Annotated in this window: 15 protein-coding genes and 2 pseudogenes; 14 read left to right on the top strand and 3 right to left on the bottom strand. The window is 48.0% G+C overall.

The annotated features are described in order from the left end of the window. The first annotated feature begins 31 nt into the window (after positions 1–31). Positions 32–679 (top strand): type I restriction endonuclease, encoded by a 648-nt coding sequence (locus tag QZ938_RS22070; RefSeq protein ID WP_293353267.1) that lies wholly within the window; start codon positions 32–34, stop codon positions 677–679. Between the two features lie 86 nt (positions 680–765). Here the strand turns inward: QZ938_RS22070 and QZ938_RS22065 are convergent, their stop codons facing one another. After that, a complete protein-coding gene (locus QZ938_RS22065; protein WP_293353269.1) occupies positions 766–1,371 on the bottom strand; it encodes a DUF3318 domain-containing protein in 606 nt (201 codons plus the stop codon). A 2-nt stretch (positions 1,372–1,373) separates the two neighbouring features. On the opposite strand from QZ938_RS22065, the gene QZ938_RS22060 reads away from it, so the two are divergent. Further along, positions 1,374–1,550, top strand: coding sequence for a hypothetical protein (locus QZ938_RS22060; RefSeq protein WP_293353271.1), 177 nt, complete (start codon positions 1,374–1,376; stop codon positions 1,548–1,550). Between the two features lie 171 nt (positions 1,551–1,721). Here QZ938_RS22060 and QZ938_RS22055 read toward each other — a convergent pair whose 3' ends face one another. Next, entirely contained in the window at positions 1,722–3,296 is a 1,575-nt protein-coding gene (locus QZ938_RS22055) for a nucleoside transporter C-terminal domain-containing protein (RefSeq protein ID WP_293353273.1), read from the bottom strand. A gap of 207 nt (positions 3,297–3,503) precedes the next feature. Between QZ938_RS22055 and QZ938_RS22050 the strand changes: the two genes are divergently transcribed. From QZ938_RS22050 to QZ938_RS22040, 3 genes are all read left to right on the top strand, one after another. Continuing rightward, the gene (locus QZ938_RS22050) at positions 3,504–3,794 is read left to right on the top strand and encodes a hypothetical protein (protein ID WP_293149430.1); all 291 of its coding nucleotides are present in this window, start codon (positions 3,504–3,506) and stop codon (positions 3,792–3,794) included. 142 nt (positions 3,795–3,936) lie between these two features. Beyond that, complete coding sequence (locus tag QZ938_RS22045) at positions 3,937–4,596, top strand: DUF2834 domain-containing protein (protein ID WP_293149428.1); 660 nt, start codon at positions 3,937–3,939, stop codon at positions 4,594–4,596. A gap of 196 nt (positions 4,597–4,792) precedes the next feature. Next, complete coding sequence (locus tag QZ938_RS22040) at positions 4,793–5,521, top strand: gamma-glutamyl-gamma-aminobutyrate hydrolase family protein (RefSeq protein WP_293149426.1); 729 nt, start codon at positions 4,793–4,795, stop codon at positions 5,519–5,521. Between the two features lie 6 nt (positions 5,522–5,527). Here the strand turns inward: QZ938_RS22040 and QZ938_RS22035 are convergent, their stop codons facing one another. Further along, positions 5,528–5,989, bottom strand: a complete 462-nt coding sequence (locus QZ938_RS22035; RefSeq protein WP_293149424.1) for an SRPBCC family protein — start codon at positions 5,987–5,989, stop codon at positions 5,528–5,530. A gap of 250 nt (positions 5,990–6,239) precedes the next feature. Here QZ938_RS22035 and QZ938_RS22030 point away from each other — a divergent pair. From QZ938_RS22030 to QZ938_RS21990, 9 genes and pseudogenes are all read left to right on the top strand, one after another. Then, positions 6,240–6,989: pseudogene (locus QZ938_RS22030) on the top strand (IS1 family transposase). Between the two features lie 349 nt (positions 6,990–7,338). Further along, a pseudogene (locus QZ938_RS22025) lies at positions 7,339–7,867 on the top strand (S8 family serine peptidase); the annotation flags it as partial. Between the two features lie 721 nt (positions 7,868–8,588). Beyond that, positions 8,589–10,577: a PatA/PatG family cyanobactin maturation protease gene (locus tag QZ938_RS22020; RefSeq protein WP_293353275.1), complete on the top strand. Its 1,989-nt coding sequence runs from the start codon at positions 8,589–8,591 to the stop codon at positions 10,575–10,577. 96 nt (positions 10,578–10,673) lie between these two features. Beyond that, the gene (locus QZ938_RS22015) at positions 10,674–10,925 is read left to right on the top strand and encodes a cyanobactin biosynthesis system PatB/AcyB/McaB family protein (protein ID WP_293353277.1); all 252 of its coding nucleotides are present in this window, start codon (positions 10,674–10,676) and stop codon (positions 10,923–10,925) included. 165 nt (positions 10,926–11,090) lie between these two features. Further along, positions 11,091–11,435 carry a cyanobactin biosynthesis PatC/TenC/TruC family protein gene (locus QZ938_RS22010; RefSeq protein ID WP_293353279.1) on the top strand — a complete coding sequence of 115 codons (345 nt, stop codon included), beginning with the start codon at positions 11,091–11,093 and terminating at the stop codon, positions 11,433–11,435. Between the two features lie 49 nt (positions 11,436–11,484). Then, positions 11,485–13,818 carry a TOMM precursor leader peptide-binding protein gene (locus QZ938_RS22005; RefSeq protein WP_293353281.1) on the top strand — a complete coding sequence of 778 codons (2,334 nt, stop codon included), beginning with the start codon at positions 11,485–11,487 and terminating at the stop codon, positions 13,816–13,818. A 135-nt stretch (positions 13,819–13,953) separates the two neighbouring features. After that, positions 13,954–14,259, top strand: coding sequence for a DUF5837 family cyanobactin class RiPP (locus QZ938_RS22000; RefSeq protein WP_293353283.1), 306 nt, complete (start codon positions 13,954–13,956; stop codon positions 14,257–14,259). Positions 14,260–14,468: 209 nt separating this feature from the next. Then, complete coding sequence (locus tag QZ938_RS21995) at positions 14,469–15,539, top strand: LynF/TruF/PatF family peptide O-prenyltransferase (protein WP_293353285.1); 1,071 nt, start codon at positions 14,469–14,471, stop codon at positions 15,537–15,539. A gap of 152 nt (positions 15,540–15,691) precedes the next feature. Next, positions 15,692–19,582: a PatA/PatG family cyanobactin maturation protease gene (locus tag QZ938_RS21990; protein WP_293353287.1), complete on the top strand. Its 3,891-nt coding sequence runs from the start codon at positions 15,692–15,694 to the stop codon at positions 19,580–19,582. Positions 19,583–19,875 lie beyond the last annotated feature (293 nt).

Below are 19,875 nucleotides of genomic sequence, written 5' to 3'. Positions count from 1 at the left end.
AGAATCGATAATGTAGATTCAGAAATTCTGTATGATTCAAGAAACTGCTATTAGTAAAGCAATTACCAAATTAAGCGATCTCCGCACTAAATTCAATTTAACTCGCAGCAACAATTCTCTAGCATTTACCGAATGGCAGGGAGAATTACCCGAATTGACAACAAGTGAAATTGCTTCTTTAGACAGACTAAAAAATCGCTACTTTTCCTATATCGAAGGAGATGAAATTTCGGAAGGCACAGTCAATATCATCATGCTACATCCTCTCCTCGATGTCATGGGTTTGTGCGATTTCCCATTTAGGATTAGAGGCGAACAATCTCTGAAAGTTGAAATTTTCCCAGAAGACGAAGATCGGGTTTTACAGGGGCGGATTGATGCTTTAGTCATTCAAAATCAATTTTGGATAGTGGTAATTGAAAGTAAAGAATATGGTTTCAGCGTTTCGCGGGCGATTCCGCAGACTCTAGCATACATGATGGGAAATCCTCGCCCGGAAAACTCTACTTTTGGGATGATAACTAACGGCGAAGAATATATTTTCTTGAAACTGCTGCGCGGGGAAATAAATCAATACGCGCTGTCAGATTTATTTAGCATTTCCAATAGTCGCAATAATGGATTAAATGAAGCTATGCGGGTTCTCAAGCAACTTGTTAGTTTGCCTGTACGGAGATAAATGGTAAGGTTAGTTCGTAGTGCGGACTTCAGTCCGCATAATTTTGCGGACTGAAGTCCGCACTACGAACCGTATTGTACAAGAGATTACTCTTGCCTAACATTATCGGGAACGCCCACCGCCGAAATACCCGATATCGCCCTTAAATTCTGACACCGAATCAATTCGTTAAAATCTAAATTGCGCTGTTCTATCTGCGCCAGAGATTCGATCGCCCCCAGTAGATGTCCCGCCGCCTCAGATTCACTGTAACCGCGCCTTCCCGCCACTCGAATCGCCGTTTCGTCGGCATCTAACTCTACTTGCGAACTGCGGTTGTCGCGCCAAATTCGCGTCATGGCAAGTCCTGTCAAACCACCTGCGATCGCAATTCCGATCGCATCTCCCTGCAATAACTCTACAACAGTACCGAGAATACCCGCCACAGCCGCACCTTGATAAATATCCGGCTTAAACCACTTGAAATTGCCCAGAAAGCTTACAGTACGCAATAGCAGTAAATCGCGCTGCGGCTTAGATAGCAGCCGCCAGAGGTCAAAATTAATATAAATCGGGCGAGATTGATGCCAAGGTAAAGGAAAATCGCAATCAATTACAGTCGATTGTTGAGGTTTATTAATAATTTTACAAGTCATGCGGCCGGAGGCGGGCATCACATCTAACAGGCGGCGAATTTCTGGTTCGGGATTCATAGTTGAAGGAAGAGGGAAGAGGGAAGAAGAAAGAGGGAAGAAGAAAGAGGGAAGAAGAAAGAGGGAAGAAGGAAGAGGGAAGAGGGAAGAGGGAAGAGGGAAGAGGGAAGAGGGAAGAGGGAAGAGGGAAGAAGGAAGAGGGAATTGGTGTGATAAATTTCGCTTATTACTTAGTCTAGATCCCCCTAAATCCCCCTTAAGAAGGGGGACTTTGAGAACAATCTTGTCCCCCCCTTAGCAAGGGGGGCTAGGGGGGTTATAGACCCTAATTGCCAAACAGCAGTCTCTGACTACTTTTGACCTTGATTTGACAGCAATAGGCATTGCCGTGTCCTTTCTCCGTACCTCATTTAAGGGCTTTTCTTCGATTCAGATTTAGGAGATTCTTGAGCTTTGGGAGCAACTTTTTCACCCTTCGGTGAAGGCTTCGGATTGGCAATTGTTGGGGCAACTGACGGCTTCGGACTTGCGGCGGGGGATGCTTCCGACTTCGGCGAAGCAGGAGCGCTAATCGGGGCAGTCGGCGGTGTCTTAGTGCCTAAAATGCTGGAGTCTCCGGTGTCAAACAATCCGGCGATGCAGGCAATCATCATTGTAGCTAAAGTGCCGACAAATAAGGCTTTCCAACCGAGTTCGGAAATGTCTTTGCGCCGAGAAGGAATTAGGGCGATTGTACCGCCGACAAATATGCCGACGGAGGCTAAGTGGGCGAAACCGGAAAGGGCGTAACTGACAATCAAGACTGTGCGATCGCTAATCAGTCCTTTGCCCGCCGCTTCTGCTAAACTTTGATAGGGTGGAATCGCCGTTTCTAACAGCCGCCGTCCGATGATGACTGAGGCTGTCCAAGAATCTTCAAAGGGAACTCCCGTTAACAAAGTGAGCGGATAAAATAATACTCCTTGAATGTTTTGCAGGGTGATAAAACTAAAAATTGTACCAATTGGAGCAGGTGCAACGGCCAGCCAGCCAAAAAATTGATTGATTAAGGAAACTAAACCCAAGATTAAAATCAAAACAGCGGCGATGGCGACTGCCATTTTCACACCGTCTAAAGCGCCAATAATTGCTGCATCCAAAGGGCTGACTCGTTCGATGGGTTCTCCGCCAACAGTCTCTTGTTTACGGAGTTCACCGTCATTTTCGCCAATTTCGTCGCCGATGAATTCGTGGCCTTGAGGTTTCGGTTCTTCCTTGGGAATGCCGCCCATTGTCACTGGTACGCCTGTTTCGGGTACTAAGATTTTGGAGAGGACAAAGCAAGCGGGAATGGCGATAATTGAGGCTGAAACTAAGTGTCCTAAAATATTTGGAAAAACAGGTTTGAGAAAACTGACGTAAATTGCTAATGTTGATGAAGCGGCAGTTCCAAAACAGCAGGAGAGGATTGCACAAAGTTCCGAGCGAGTCATTTGTGGCAAATAAGGCTTGACGACAATTGCTGCTTCGATTCCTACAAAAATATTAGCCGCGCCACTGAGTGCTTCCGCGCCGCTCAACCGCATTGTCATGTAAAATATTTTGGCAAAAACTTCGGTAATAATTTGAATTACGCCGATGTTGTAAAGCAAGGCCATGAGGCCGGAAAAAAAGACGACTGTTGGTAAAGCCCGAAAGGCGAAAATATATCCTAAATTAACTGGTGGGTCTTGACCGGGTATTGGTACAATGTTTCTACCAAATACAAATCTGGCACCGGCATCAGCAGCGGTGAATACTCCATCGAGCAAGCTGGTAAACCACTCTAGGGCGATGCGAGTTGGAGGGAACAGGAATACTAAAAATCCTAAGACTAATTGTAAGCCAATGCCCCAGATGATGACGCGCCAAGGTATATAGCGAACTTGGCGGTTTTCTGAGAAAATCCAGGCGATCGCACATAAGCCAAAGATGCCCAGAAATGAGATAAAGTTGTAGATAGACATAAGCCTAGTCCTTGAAATAGCTGAGAATGCCGATCGACGGCTGACACCACATCAGTTATACTATTCATCGGACGGCAAATGCCAAAAAAATAACTCGCAGATAAATTACGCACTCAACAGCGTACTTATGCCATTGCGAAATCTGCGGATGTTGAGGAATCCTTGATTTGCCGTATTAACAGCAGTTTAGATAGAAACACGCAACACATGGAAGCTTTTGCGACCCATCCTCCCGAATGGACTGCGGCGGCGGTTCACGCTACTGAGTTTTGCTGTCCCAAGTGCGCTGCTAGCTGCACGGATGCCCATGAGGTCTGGATTAATCGTCGATCGCCAGTATACACCGAGTCCAACCGCCGCAAGTGGCAAGAATTTTACCGCTGCCAGTGCGGCACCGTGTGGTGGGCTTGGAGTAATGACAGGCCTCCTTCGGAACTTGTACGCAGCGATGAGAGCTCCGATGAGGGCTCCGATGAGGGCTCCGATGATGATTTTTAGAAGCTTGAGTCGATTTTAGGTTCTGAGAAGGGATATACAGCGGTTCCCAGAAAGATTCGCGGACGTTGTTGGGCTTCAGCCCCCTTAGTTTCAGAGGTTATACAAGCTGTAAGGTATACCTCATATTTTTGAGAAAGGCTATATGTCTAGAAAAATTGGATTTGCTTTGCTTTGGATTGCATTCAGCACCTACGCCTTTGTATTTGCCCCACCCGACAACCCCGACACCATCACACTAATTACCAACCTTTCCACAGGCAAAATAGCAGGCATCAACCCTTTAATTGTAGCTTTGTTTAATATCATGGGAGTCTGGCCGCTGATTTACAGTTGTGTCTTATTTACCGATGGCAGAGGGCAGAAAATACGAGCATGGATTTTTGCAACTTTATCATTTGGCGTCGGTGCATTTGCCTTGCTCCCTTATTTAGCCCTGCGCGAACCGAATCCAGAATTTTCTGGCACTAAAAATATCTTCTTAAAAATATTAGACTCCCGTTTTACTGGGATTGTCCTAACCTTAGGTGCTGCTGCGTTGGTTGCTTTTGGCTTGACAAAAGGCGATTGGTCAGATTTTGTTGGGCAGTGGCAAACCAGCCGTTTTATCCACGTGATGAGTTTAGATTTTTGTCTGCTTAGCCTGCTATTTCCTGCTTTATTAACCGACGATATGGCGCGCCGAGGAATGCAAAATTCAATAGCATTTTGGGCAGTAACATTAGTGCCACTGTTCGGGCCATTGGCTTATCTGTGTACCCGCCCACCGCTGCCTGAAAATAATCCTAAAATTGTTACAAATTAGACAGCAGTGCAGGAAATGCTCAGTTTAATCTAAGAGTCAATCACAATTAATCATACAAGAAACAGGCAAGATGCCTGTTTCACAATCGCTGAATTTTCTGGTTGGAGTTTGCTCCCAGCACCGTCCCAGAAAAACTTATTGATAATACTAGGATATCCGACAAGAAATCTCAACCATTATCTCCACTTTCTAGGAAATGAAAAAACATCCCATCGTTGGCATCACAACTTACTGTCGCAGTCAAGCAGGCGAATATTGCCTCAACGGAGCATATATTGATGCAGTGCAGGCAGCAGGTGGTATTCCGATTTTACTGCCTCCCAATCAATTAGATCCGGCTAGTATTTTTGATGCCGTAGATGGTTTGATTTTTTCAGGCGGTGGAGATATCAATCCAGAACTTTATGGCGGTTTTGTCGATCGCACGGTTTACTCGGTTAACGCAGAACGCGACAACTTTGAGTTAAGCTTAGCTAAGCTAGCTTTAAGGGCTGACATACCCGTGTTGGGGATTTGTCGCGGAATGCAAGTCCTGAATGTAGCCAGCGGGGGCAATTTAGTGGTGCACGTACCGGATGCTTACGGAGATGAGGTGAATCACCGACAAGAAAACCCGATTTGTGCGATCGAGCATATCATTAAAATAGACCCCGACAGCCGGTTAGCAAAAATCATGGGAACCACCTCAACAAACGTTGTTTCCTGGCACCATCAAGCAGTGCAAACCATGATTCCCGGCTGGCAAATTGTAGCACGAGCACCCGACGGATTAATAGAAGCAATCGAATACAAATATCACCCTTGGATGCTAGCAGTTCAGTGGCATCCAGAAATGTCGCCAAAAAGTCTCCCAAACTGCGGAATTTTTCGGGCTTTCGTCGAAGCAGCAGCTTCCAAGTTCGTGAACTATACTATATCTGCATGAAAATTTTCAGCCATTGTTTGCATTTTTTTCGCACTCTCGCTTAGTGACTTCGTGGCGGTAGCGAAACATATCAGTTAACCGCATTTCTACCCACCAACCCAACAGCAAATCGACAATCGGGCCGCCCGGTATCGAAAATGCGATCGCATCCGTCAATCGGGTACAGTTATTTTCTGTAGTAAACTCGTGTCGGTGAGTCCAACCTGCCATCGGCCCCTCAGTTTGTTCGTCAACAAACAAGCGATATTGTTCGCATTCAGTGTGAGTCGCCACCCATTTTACTGGAATCGGCCCCAATAATAGCCGAAATTCTGACACAGCACCCACATCGAGTCCTCCTTCGCGGCGGATGATTTTCACCGGTTGCCAAGGCGGAGTCAGCATTTGTAGAATATCCGGCCTTTCGTAAAAGTTCCAGACTGTTTCAACGGTAGCGTTTATCAGGGACGAATATCTAAAATTTGGCATTATAAGAAGAAAGAAGAAGGTAACTAAATTATCACGAATAACTCACTACTAACTATTATAGCGGATCTAGCTCTCATATGAGGTACGTTGTTGGGAAGAGAGCCCTCTTTGTCTGGGAGGTTATGTAAGCTGTCGTCATACCTCATCTTTTTGAGAAAGGCTATATAGAACCCATTTGGCGTTGCTGAACCTTGGTATGATAAAATAGTCGTCGGAGCATCACAAATCACACACATTTAAGAGGAATATTATGCAATGCCCGGAATGTCAGTCAACTCATATCAATAAAAATGGTCACAAAAAAGGCAAGCAGAATTATATTTGCGTCAGATGTAAAAGACAATTTATAAACGATTATCAACTACAAAGAGGATATTCGGAAGAAGTGAAACACGAATGTCTAAAAATGTATGTTAACGGCATGGGTTTTCGAGCCATTGAAAGAGTCAAAAATGTACATCATACTACAATTATTAATTGGGTAAAACAAGCTGGAGAACTCTTGCCAAATTGTTACGATCCAGAAACGAATCCTTCGGTTGGAGAATTAGATGAATTACAAACATTTGTCGGTTCAAAAAAAATCAAACCTGGCTGTGGACGGCGGTAGACCATTTTAAGCCAGGTATTTTAGGATGGGCTTTGGGCGACCATAGCGCCAAAACTTTTGAGCCGTTATGGGAAATTGTTAGTAAATGGAACTGCTATTTTTATGTGACAGATGGCTGGAAAGTTTACCCAATGTTTATTCCGGAAGGGGATCAAATTATCAGCAAAACCTATTTGACTTGCGGTTGAAGGTGAAAATACAAGGCTCAGACATTACTTGGCACGGCTAAAAAGAAAAACTCTTTGTTATTCTAAGTCATCACAAATGCTAGGATATTCAATTAAATTACTAATTCATTATCTGAAATTTGGAGATGTTCCAATTCCCAATCAAAATAAGAGAAATCATTTTCGACCCCAATCTCATATTTTTTATTCTCTCATACCCTGATTCAGCAACGCCACACCCGCAGCAGAACCCCTCCCCGTTCAATCCACGGAAAGCAGCCTGACTCACTGACTTCAAGCACCCGATAAAGAAGCGACGGTCGGGTTTACCGTTGATTTGTCCGTCAAAGAGCTTTCGCGGGACGCGAACTTTCCGTTTGCGACGATCGCAGTCTGCTACTTACCGAGCCAACAAGTATAAATTAATACCCTAAATTTTTTTAAAAAAGATATGTGTAACAGGAAATAAAAATTAATAAAATTTTAAAGATCGAAAGTTTTTTTTAGCGCAAATTCAAGTAATCTATATCTTGAGGTTCAGAACCAGCCAGACCTAACTATTTTTAGCTTAAATGGCCGATTTAACCCAAATCCCAGGAATTCAAAGCCTTTGGGAAAAAACCTCTGGTGATTCTCAAATTTGTGTAGCGGTACTTGACGGCTTAGTAGACCGGACTCACCCTTGTTTTGCCGGATCTGACCTGAAACGGCTGCCGACATTAGTCCAGGAAGAAGTCTGCGTTACCGGTGCGATGTCTTTGCACGGTACTCACGTTGCCAGCACAATCTTCGGGCAGCACGGCTCGGAGATACCGGGAATTGCCCCTAGGTGTCAATGCTGGCGCTCACATTATTAACATCAGCGGCGGTCAACTGACCGAAATAGGCGAAGCCGAAGGCTGGCTGGAAAGTGCCGTGCAACTGTGCAGCGACAACAATGTGTTAATTGTTGCTGCGGCAGGGAACGACGGCTGCAATTGCTTGCACGTCCCCGCTTCGCTACCTGCCGTCTTGGCAGTGGGAGCAACGGACGATCTCGGTCGGCCTCTAAACTTCAGCAACTGGGGAGAAACCTACAGCAATCAGGGTATTCTCGCCCCAGGAGGAACTTAGATGTATTTTACGCTCTCTCTCTAATTTTTTGCGCTAAAATAATTTATTTGACTATTAATAAAATTAATAGTTGACTTTTTCGCGCCCGAGCTATATAATTTAATATTTTCATTCACACTTTTAGAATAGCTAAAATTCGATGATGAAACAGCCCCGCCCTCTGAAATATGATTTTTATAAATTTTACTTGACAGATTTCAAATGTTACTGTACTGTTGTAGAGGTATAGAAACACCAGTCAAACGGTAATATACATCTCAAAAACTTGATAGTCGGATCAAATAAACTTGTGACTAAGATTCTCAGAGTCCATATATTTGGTCGTAAAATCAGTGATACCGGGTACAAATAAATCTAAAATCCTTATCCTGCTTAGGCTTATCTATTTTAGACTTATCTGTTATTTAGGGAGATGTCTATTAAGTTTGACTCTTGGTAATCCTGAAATATCAGGGTTTTGATAACGATGGGTTAACCATTTTCTTCCCCAATTATTCCGATGCCTTGCACAACTACCTGATTCTTTTAAGACAATAGTCCGGGCTGTTTTTAGATAGCAGAATGGCTTTTTCCCTAGAACTTTGAGCCATTATGAATAATTAAACTTATTTAATTTTTGTCCCTGACTTGTAATTGATTCAAAAATTTTATGCTCCTTGCCTTGTCAAACTTGCACGCTCGTTCCCCTAACTGTTCCGAGTCTTGTTAAATGCTAGATAGATTAAGCACCATATCCCAGGGAAATAATAGTATTTGTATTGCCGTTTTGGATGGTCCTGTCGATCGGAATCATCCTTGTTTCCAAGGTGCAGATTTAACTTATTTGCCCACCTTAGTTAAAGGGGAAGCTCAAACTAATGGCAATATGTCCATTCACGGAACTCACGTTGCCAGCATTATTTTTGGGCAACCGGGTAGTTCGGTGGAGGGAATAGCTCCCCGATGCAAGGGAATAATAGTGCCGATCTTTGCCGACGATCGCCTCAAAACTTCCCAGCTAGATTTAGCTCGGGGAATCGAGCAAGCGGTCAATGCAGGAGCACACGTTATTAACCTCAGTGGGGGTCAACTGACCGACTTTGGCGAAGCCGATGGGTGGCTGAAAAATGCCGTTCGTCTGTGCCGAGAGAACAACGTCTTGCTCGTGGCTGCGGCTGGCAACAATAGTTGCGATTGCTTGCACGTACCCGCGGCCTTGCCCTCTGTGCTAGCGGTCGGGGCGATGGATGCCCATGGCAAACCCCTGGGATTTAGCAACTGGGGCGAAGCCTACAAAGACCAAGGCATCCTTGCGCCAGGTGAGGATATTTTGGGGGCTAAACCCGGTGGTGGCACCGACCGTCTCAGCGGTACGAGCTTCGCCAGTCCGATTGTCTCAGGTGTAGCAGCCGTGCTGCTGAGTCTTCAGCGGGAGCGGGGAGAAACCCCCGATCCACACAAAGTTCGTCAAATACTGTTGCAGAGTGCTTTACCCTGTGACCCTGACTTGCCAGAAGAAACCCGTCGGTGTCTGGCGGGCAAACTGAACATCCCTGGAGCAATAACGTTACTAAAAGGAGGAAATATGGCTGAGGAATTTACATCAGTGAGTGCATCAGAAATAGAAGCTGCCGGCTGCGGTTGTGATGGCAGCCCAAGCAATACGGGTGAAGCGATCGCCACCGCGCAAGGGCAATCGCCTCAAACCTCGGTTGCAACAGCAGCCACTGCGACCGCTGGGGCTGTCCCCAGCAACACCCCAAACTTGCAAGATTTGATTCAATCGTTTCCCACTGCTACAACCCAACAACCAATGATGCCAAACTTAACTGCTAATTCCGTCACCGCCAGCCAAGCTCCCAGCGAAGTCGCTGACATGGGTCAGCTTGTCTATGCCCTAGGAACCCTCGGCTACGACTTTGGAAGCGAAGCTCGTCGGGATTCGTTCAAACAACTGATGCCCCCTTTTAACTTTGGGACAACAATGGTTCCGGCGAATCCCTACGATGCCCGTCAGATGGTGGACTACCTGGACGCCAATATTTCTGAGTCGCGCTCGCTTATTTGGACGATTAATATTGAACTGACCCCGGTCTATGCGATCGACCCCAGCGGTCCGTTTGCTGCCGAGTCCTACCGGGCTCTCCACGAACTCCTGGCGGGTCAAATCCAACCTGAAAACGATGCCGAATACGTCGAGCGCGTTAGCATACCGGGCATTTTGACCGGGCGTAAAGTCAAACTATTCTCCGGTCAAGTTATTCCGGTAATTGAACCCCAAAGCACTCGCGGTATCTACGGATGGAAAGTTAACAACTTAGTCGCTGCCGCGATGAACGCGGTACAAGCTGAAGACGGCACTGCTGACGAAGAAAGCATCCGCAAAACCTTAGATGGCTTCCTCAACCGCATCTACTACGACCTCCGCAACTTGGGAACAACCTCCCAAGACCGCGCCCTCAATTTCTCCGTTACCAACGCCTTCCAAGCCGCCCAAACCTTCAGCGAAGCGGTTGCCGTCGGCATGGAACTCGACAGTATTACTGTTGAAAAAAGTCCCTTCTGTCGCATGGATAGCGACTGCTGGGATGTGAAATTGAAATTCTTCGACCCTGAAAACAGCCGTCGTGCCAAGAAGATTTTCCGCTTCACCATTGATGTAAGCGATTTGATTCCTGTTACTTTGGGCGAAGTTCGTTCTTGGTCTTCACCGTACTAAAGGGCAATACAATTTGGGTGAGAGTGCAACAACAAAATGCACTCTCGCCACGACATCTAGATTTATTCACCCTATCCATACGGAGAATCTTAAACCATGCGACTTCCTCTATTGTCTCCCCCCGTTAAACGTCCCCATTTCATCCAGCCTGCACTGTGCGTAGATGTGGAAAATGGTAATCCCGATGATTTGGTGCATATTCGGATGGATCTGATGCATGGCGCCAACTATAACGATCCTTCGGCCTATGCCAACCGCAGTTTCAACCAAGTGATGCACTCTAGTGCCAGCCATAGTTCAGCCAGCCAGGGCTGGGGTGGCTTTGGGGGCATGGGACGATTCTATTAACGAGCCACTAAAGGCGAACTTACACTCTTTTACAACTTTTTTGGCTCTCAAGTTGACACCCTTTTGGTTGATGGTGAGCCAGTGACCGAACTCGTCGGGGTCGGGTCAGGCAAGCCAACCAAAACCCAGATTCCCTTGCCAGCTTTGGGCGCCGGGAAACATATCTTGACCCTGATCACTGCTGTTGGTTTGGGAGATGGGGCACACCGGATCGACTACCTCAAGCTAGAGGGGGTTGTGGCTTCCCAGCAACCGCAAACCCTCCAAACACCCAAAGAAACTAAGGAAACTAAGGAAACTATGGCTAATGAGAAAAAGGAAACGGCTAAGGAGAAAACAGAAGTAACACCCTCTGAAGTCTCCTCCACGCCAGAACAGAAAAAGTCTTACGTGCCGACTTCCCAGACCGGGCTGCAAGATTATGCCTACTGGTGCGACTACGCCAAGAAGCAAGCCAAGAAGTCAGAAAAACACCCTAAACCCTTCCGCCGGGGCCGCATCTGGACCTAATCCCTAGCCTGTCTTGTTATCGTCCACTTAATGACTGACTGTTCGCTCTATGCAATCCACCACACTCCTCCAAATTAAGCCCCACTTTCATGTCGAGGCGATCGAGCCAAACCAAGTCTACCTCCTTGGCGAACAGAGCAACTACGCCCTCACCGGGCAACTCTACTGCCAAATCGTGCCTCTCCTGGACGGGCAACACACCCTGGCGCAGATTGTCGAAAAATTTGATGGAGAAGTCCCCCCGGAACACATCGAATACGTACTAGATCGCCTCGCAGAAAAGGGCTACCTCACCGAGGTGGCCCCGGAACTATCCCCGGAAGTGGCGGCATTTTGGAGCGAGTTAGGGATTGCACCCTCTGTGGCCCTGCAAGCGCTACAGCAGTCAGTGAATTTGACAAAGGTGGGGGAGAACATCAGTGAAGTCGCTGTTGCTGCCCTCGCCGCAGCCCTGCGGGACATGGGAATTCCGGTGCAAGCCCCCACAGACGCAGATTCTCCAGCGGCGCTCAACATCGTTTTGACTGATGACTATTTGCAGCCAGAACTATCTGCCATCAACAAGCAGGCTTTGGAGAGTCAACAAAATTGGCTGCTTGTCAAGCCGGTGGGCAGTGTCCTGTGGTTGGGGCCGGTGTTTGTTCCTGGAAAGACGGGGTGTTGGGCCTGTCTGGCTCATCGGTTGCGGGGGAACCGCGAAGTTGAGGCATCGGTGTTGGTGCAAAAACAAGCCCAACACCAGCGCAACGGTCAGAACGGGCGTGTGATGGGATACCTGCCCACGGCACGGGCGACACTGCCTTCGACCCTGCAAACGGGATTACAGTTTGCAGCCACTGAGATTGCCAAGTGGATTGTTAAGTACCACGCCAATGCCACTGCACCGGGAACGGCTCGCTTCCCGACATTGGATGGCAAGATTATCACCTTCAACCAGACGATTCTGGACTTGAAAACTCATATCTCGATCAAGCGGCCGCAATGTCCAACCTGTGGTGACTCGGAAATATTGCAACGGCGAGGGTTTGAACCGCTGAAGTTGGAGTCGCGCCCCAAGCACTTCACCTCGGATGGCGGTCATCGTGGAACTACCCCAGAACAAACGGTGCAGAAATACCAGCACTTGATTAGTCCCATAACGGGAGTGGTAACGGAACTGGTGCGGATCTCTGACCCGACTAACCCGTTGGTACATACCTATAAGGCGGGGCATAGCTTTGGTAGCTCCACCTCCTTGCGGGGACTACGCAATACCCTGAAACACAAGAGTTCTGGCAAAGGCAAGACCGACAGCCAATCGCGGGCAAGTGGTTTGTGCGAAGCAGTGGAACGCTATTCTGGTATCTTTCAGGGGGACGAACCCCGTAAACGGGCAACCCTGGCTGAACTAGGAGATTTAGCAATTCATCCAGAACAGTGTTTGCACTTTAGTGACGAGCAGTATGCCAATCGGGAAGCCTTGAACGCTCAAGGTTCATCGGCTGCTTATCGCTGGATTCCCCATCGGTTTGATGCCAGTCAAGCCATTGACTGGACGCCGGTGTGGTCGTTGACCGAGCAGACGCAGAAATATCTACCCACTACGTTGTGTTACTACAACTATCCGATGCCAGATGCTTCTCGCTTCTGTAAGGCAGATTCCAACGGTAACGCAGCAGGCAACACCCTGGAAGAAGCCATCTTGCAAGGGTTCTTTGAACTGGTGGAGCGGGATAGTGTAGCAATGTGGTGGTACAACCGCCTCAGTCGTCCCGGAGTAGATCTGGGAAGTTTCGATGAGCCATATTTTGCCAAATTGCAGCAGTTTTACCGGGAACTGAACCGGGAACTCTGGGTGATTGATTTAACCGCTGACTTTGGGATTCCGGCGTTTGCGGGGCTATCGCGTCGCACGGTAGGCAGTTCAGAGCGGATATCTGTTGGTTTCGGAGCGCACCTTGACCCGACGATTGCCATTCTTCGCGCTCTCACTGAGGTCAGCCAAGTTGGGCTGGAACTGGATAAAATTCCAGACGATCGGCTCAACGGCGAGTCAAGGGACTGGATGCTGGGCGTAACTTTAGAGACTCATCCTTGTTTGGCTCCAGATGCCTCGCAGCCGATGAAAACTGCGAATGATTACCCAAAGCGCTGGAGCGATGACATTCATGTAGATGTGATGACCTGCGTGGGGATTGCAAAAGCGGTAGGGCTAGAAACATTGGTGCTAGACCAGACGCGACCGGACATTGGCTTGAACGTGGTCAAGGTGATTATACCGGGAATGCGAGGTTTATGGTCGCGGTTGGGTCGAGGGCGGCTCTACGATGTGCCGGTGAAGCTGGGGTGGCGAACCGTACCCTTGGCTGAGGCAGAGATGAACCCTATCAATATACCGTTTTAAGTCTTTTAAAAGTTTGCGGGCGACGGGCTTCGCTACGTGCCGAAAGTCGTCCTAATAAGCTTCTTTCCTAGGAAGAAGAGGATTGACCCACCTCAACGGGTCAACAAACCAAACAACAAATTGAGGAAATTATTCATGGATAAGAAGAACATTCTGCCCCAACAAGGCCAACCCGTGATGCGGAGCACTGCTGGTAAACTCCCCAGCTATTTGGCTGAACTCTCTGAGGAAGCTCTCGGTCATGTCGGTGCGGAAGCATCGGTAGTCACTGCTAGTTTCTGTGCCTACGATGGTGCGGAAGCATCGGTAGTCACTGCTAGTTTCTGTGCCTACGATGGTGCGGAAGCATCGGTAGTCACTGCTAGTTTCTGTGCCTACGATGGTGCGGAAGCATCGGTAGTCACTGCTAGTTTCTGTGCCTACGATGGTGACGAAGCGTAAGGAATTGTGTAGCTTAATTAGCTCACTTTGATGGCACGACGATAAATCTCTAGTCGCCAACAGAGCTATTCTCTAAGATGTTGTTGACGAGGTTAAAGGCGATCAGATAGGGTTAAGGACTCTTTCCTAAGTTCCGCGAGCCTTTTCTTTAACCTCGTCTTCTACTTCAGTTTTTAAGCCATTGACCTTAAGACAAGATAGCTCGTCGTTTGCTCAAAGTTTGGCAGTTTACTGAGATTAGCAATGGAATTGACAGTACAAGGCTCTATCTTACTAAGAATATAACCCTAGCTTTTATGCTTCCACACAATCAGATCAAAGACCGCCGCTTACAGTATATGCGAACTCATCAAGATGCTTTTGATGTAGAGCCAACGTTTATTCTTTCACTTTTTGAAGAGGCAGTAATTGGAATAGAAGGAGCTTGTGGTGTTGAGCCGATGTGCCATGTTGAAGAAGATCGGCTGTTTGCAATTGACTTTCAAGTTTCTAATGAAGGGCTTGGTGATGAAGGACGCACATGGCCAAGAGCTTGGACTGATGCTGTAAAATTCTTGGATAAAGTTGAAAGTCAAGTAGGCATTCGGCTCAATCGTAATTTCCTGGATCGATTTGTAGCGGTACACATTGGCTCTCATAAGATATTAGACAATACGATAGGAATAGACCTACGACCGAGACATGAGGATTCTTGTATAAAAATATATATGCATCTTGATTTAGACGAAGATCCTGAAGATTTAGTAAGAACAGCAATTCAGCTTGATGGTGGCAGCTACTCGGCTGAAATACTACAGGTGCTATTTAGAAGCACTATTGCGATTGGGTTTAATCTTTTCTTGAATGGTTACAGTGATATTGAGTTATGCGCTGGCTGTGTGGCCGAGCGATATGAGAAAGATATTGAATTCAAGCGAGGTCAGTATTTAAAGCATTACGTTCACACTTTTTTTTCGCAAAAAGTAAGAGATATAGTAAAAGAAGCGTTTTTCTCAACAGTCAGTTTTTCTAAAGCAACGCAGGCAGAACCATCTCTGTGTTTTATTTATGAGAATGTTAGAGACGTACTACAATATTTCTCATTTAACAACTTAGGTAATAGAGTTTTAAACTTTTGCCAGAGTCAAGATTGTGTTAGTTACGTTGGTGTAGATACCAAAGAATACGAATTGGGGAAGCAGCAATTGGAGAAATTCAGCATTGTCTACAATAAACGTGATATGTGTCAGCAAGACTCCATTTTATCATTTCTCAGCAAAAGGAATTTGACTGCAGGCTGAGTGATAAACGGCATAATTTTCAATCAGCGTCTGGAATTATACTTCAACTTTCTAAAGCCAGAAAATTTTGAGAGTCGTATTTTCGCTATATCTGTTCCGTAGATTCTCACTATTTGCTCTTACCCAATCATCGTTTACCATTATCCACTACCATGATTGCTCATCCCTTCGCGGTTTCCCTCAACCCTGATATCCAGGTCACAAACACCGAAGACCACTACACTCTACAATCGGCAGAATCCGATCCAACCGCTTTCCTAACTCTGGCTCCAACGCCTGGAATTGGTATGGCTCTTGAGCGTCTCAAGGCAGGAAACACTACCACCGCATCACTCTTACAAGGGTTGGCCGAACTCAACGGTCAAGCAGATGGGGAACAGTTCTCCCTGATGCTGCAACAATTAGATGAGCGAGGTTGGTTGAGTTACGGCGTGTTGCCTCTGGCAGTGGCGATACCGATGGTAGGCTCTGCTGAGTTGAATCTAACCGAACCTCACTGGACGCAAACGCGTGTCAGCCTCTCCCGCTTTGCCTATCAGCATTCTTACGATGGCATCATGGTGCTGGAGTCCCCCCTCTCGAAGTTTCGGGTCAAGCTCCTCGACTGGCGAGCAAGTGCGCTACTGGCCCAACTGGCTCAACCCCAATCCCTTGCAACATTAATGCCACCGCCCAACCTGGGGCCAGAAACTGCCTATCAGTTCCTCAATTTGTTTTGGGCTACAGGGTTTCTGACGGCCGATCCTGAACCCCCTTCACTCCAGCTTTGGGACTTTCATAACCTGCTGTTCCACAGCCGCAGCCGTATAGGTCGCCATGACTATCCAGCCAAAGGTGATGACATTGAGCAGTGGTCAGATTTCCAAGTGGTGAAGCCGCCCATGAGCGACCGGATTGTGCCGCTGCCGCGTCCGAATTTAGGGGCGTTGATGTGTAACGATGCCACCCTCACAGAAGCGATCGAAGCACGAAAATCGGTTCGAGAATATGACGATAACCATCCGATATCGATCGCGCAACTGGGCGAACTATTGTATCGCACTGCCCGTGTTAAGGAATTAATTAGCACAGAAGAGTGGTTCGGTAAGAATTGGCGAGAAACATTAGGTTTTAAAGCGGATATTGACTATGGCGAGTTGAGCCGTCGCCCCTATCCCGGTGGTGGGGCAATGTATGAATTAGAAATTTATCCGGTGATACGGCTTTGTCAAGGTTTGAACCCAGGACTATATCACTACGACCCACTGAATCACCAGCTAGAGCAGATTCTCGAATCGCAAGAGTATATTTTTGCTACATTAGGTTATGATTTTCCCGCACAATCTGTAAGTACATCCCCACAAGTTCTATTCGTAATTACAGCGCGATTTGGCCGGCTATTCCGTAGGTATCGCTCCGTTGGTTATGCGTTGATAATTAAGCACATTGGGGTGCTACAGCAAAACTTTTACTTGGTGGCAACCAATATGGGCCTAGCTCCCTATGCGCTGGGGGTTGGGAATAGCGATACTTTTGGTCGAGTCACAGGTCTAGACTATGTGGAAGAGTCGGCTGTCGGAGAATTTGCGCTCGGGTCGTTGCCCAACCGCAATGTTGAAGCAAGTGGACTGGAGTCGATTGAAGTTCACGGCTCAGAAGGGTTGAGTGAGGCAATGGTCTGCGCCAGTGAGACTGAATTGGCTGGAGTTGAGGCTGAACCTGAGCCTAGTGAGACACAAGTATTGGCAAGTCAGCCTGAGTCAGTTGGGCTAATAGCAGAAATTCCGCCGGCTGAGGTGTGGGAAAATCCTGAAAAATCCTCGGTGCTAGTCGATCGCGCGGATGCTGAGGCTGTTGACTTGGCTCCTTCAGATATGCTCTCCCAAACTCTAGATTCATCCAGTGTTGCTGAGGGTGAAAGGTCGCCGGCTGCGGTTTGGGCCAGTGAAGTTGAAAGTTCTGCAACCAAACTATCGATAGCACTCCACCCCCACGACCTTGACGAGCGCATCCCGGGACTTGCCCAACTCCACAACCAAACCCTCGGCGACTCTCGCATCACGATTGTAATTCTAGACGGCAACCCAGATCACACATTATCTTGTTTTGCTGGAGCTGAAGTATCCAAGGTTTTTCCCTACTGGCACGAACCAGCAGAGCTAATCAGCCCAGAAAATTACGCCACCTACCAAGCAATCAGGGACAAGGGGCTAAAGGGCAAAGAGAAACAAGACGCACTCAAAGCCGCCTTCCCAGAAGATGTCCAGGCGCGGGTTGAACTCAATGACCATGCCTGCCACATCACCAGTATCATCGTGGGGCAAGAACATAGTTCTGTTTTTGGAATAGCTCCCCGCTGCCGGGTAATCAATATGCCCCAGGATGCCCTAGCTCTGGGGAACTATGACGAGGTGATATCTCCCCTCAATATAGCGCGTAGCTTTGAGTTAGCCTTAGAGTTGGGTGCAAATATTATCCACTGCGCTTTTTGTCGCCCCACCCAAACAGGTGAAGGGGAAGAGATCCTTGTCCAAGCTATAAAGAAGTGTCTTGACAACAATATTTTGATTGTCTCACCGACAGGGAACAATTCAGGCGAATGCTGGTGTCTGCCTGCGGTTTTGCCGGGAACCCTAGCCGTAGGAGCGGCAAAAGTCGATGGTACGCCTTGCCACTTTAGCAACTGGGGGAGCAACAATGCAGAAGAAGGCATCCTCGCACCGGGTGAAGATATTCTAGGAGCGCAACCCTGTACAGAAAAAACCGTGCGCCAGACAGGAACCAGCGCAGCCGCTCCGATTATGACTGGTATTTCAGCACTGCTGATGAGTTTGCAACTGCAAGAGGGCAAACCCGTCGATGCCGAAGCCATCCGAACAGCACTGCTCAATACCGCAATTCCCTGCGATCCGGCCGCTGTCGCCGAACCGGAACGCTGTTTGCGCGGCTTTGTCAATATCCCCGGCGCAATGAAGGTGCTGTTTGGGCAACCCTCCGTCACCTTTTCCTTCGCGGGCGACCAAGTGACCCGCACCGAACGTGCTGGTTATGCCATGCCTAGTGCTACGGTTGCCCCAGCAAGCATCATCGGTGCTATGGCTACGGATAGCAGCCCAGCCGTGCAGCCCGCCACTCTTGCTACACCTACGGAAGCATCCGTCACTGCTGCTGACCCTGCCACAGTGGAAGCTAGCACCGCCTATTCTGGCAATGTTTACGCCCTAGGGACGATCGGCTACGACTTCGGCGACGAAACCCGCCGCGACACTTTCAAACAACTGATGGCTCCCTCTGAAATCAACGGTATCATGGTGCCCGCAGACCCCTACGATGCCCGTCAGATGATCGAACACCTCGATCGCCACCCCAATGAAAGCCGCTCCTTAATCTGGACATTGAGCCTCGATGGAGACACAATCTATGTCCTAGAGCCAACGGGAGCCTTTTCAGCCGAGATCTACGAGATGTTCCTGCTGATGCTGGCGGGGCAACTAGAGCCAGAAACCAGCGATGAGTTTGTAGAGCGGATCAGCGTACCCGCCCGACGCACCAACAGCACCGTGGAACTCTTCTCCGGTGAGGTTGTGCCTGTGGTGAAGGTACATGACGTGCGGGGGATGTACGGCTGGAAAGTGAATGCTCTGGTGAACGCGGCGATGGTGCGAATCTCTCGTCAATTAGACGAAGCCCAAGAACCGATCGTGCGACAAGCTCTGACCTCCTTCCTCAACCGAGTCTACAACGATCTGCGGAATTTGGGGCAGACTTCGCGCGATCGAGCCCTCAACTTCGCCGCCACCAACATCTTTCAAGCCGCTGTAACCTTTGCTCGGGCGATCGTCCAAAGTCGTCAACTCGACACCATTACAGTCGAAAAAAGCCCCTTCTGTCGCCTCAACAGTGACTGTTGGGATGTCAAGCTTGAGTTTTTCGACCCAGAAAGCAGTAGTCGATCGCGCAAGGTTTTCCGCTTTACCCTTGATGTGGTGCAGCCGATGCCGGTCACTTTGGGTGAGGTGAGGAGCTGGTCAATCCCTGGTAAAGGGAGTTCAACGCAGCGGTGAGGGACTCACGCCACAAGAGTCCTTATGGCGTGAGGTTCTGGGCAATTCCAGAACTTCCTTCGAGGTACTCGTAATTTTAGGAATCATTGGTGTCAACTTAACGTCTAACCCAGTTAGAGACTGCTGTTTGACTATTAAGGCGAGATCCTCCCTAGCCCCCCTTCAGAAGGGGGGGACAAGAGTCCGATCGAAGTCAACCCCTACTCCCCTTCTTAAGGGGGATTTACGGGGATCTAGACTCGGCTGTGAACTAGATTTATCAAGGGTTTCAGTCTTAAGTTGACACCTATGTT

Origin of the sequence: Microcoleus sp. CAWBG27 (genome assembly GCF_020883145.1) — a bacterium.
Lineage (GTDB): Bacteria > Cyanobacteriota > Cyanobacteriia > Cyanobacteriales > Microcoleaceae > Microcoleus.
This window is presented reverse-complemented; position numbering and strand designations above follow the sequence as displayed.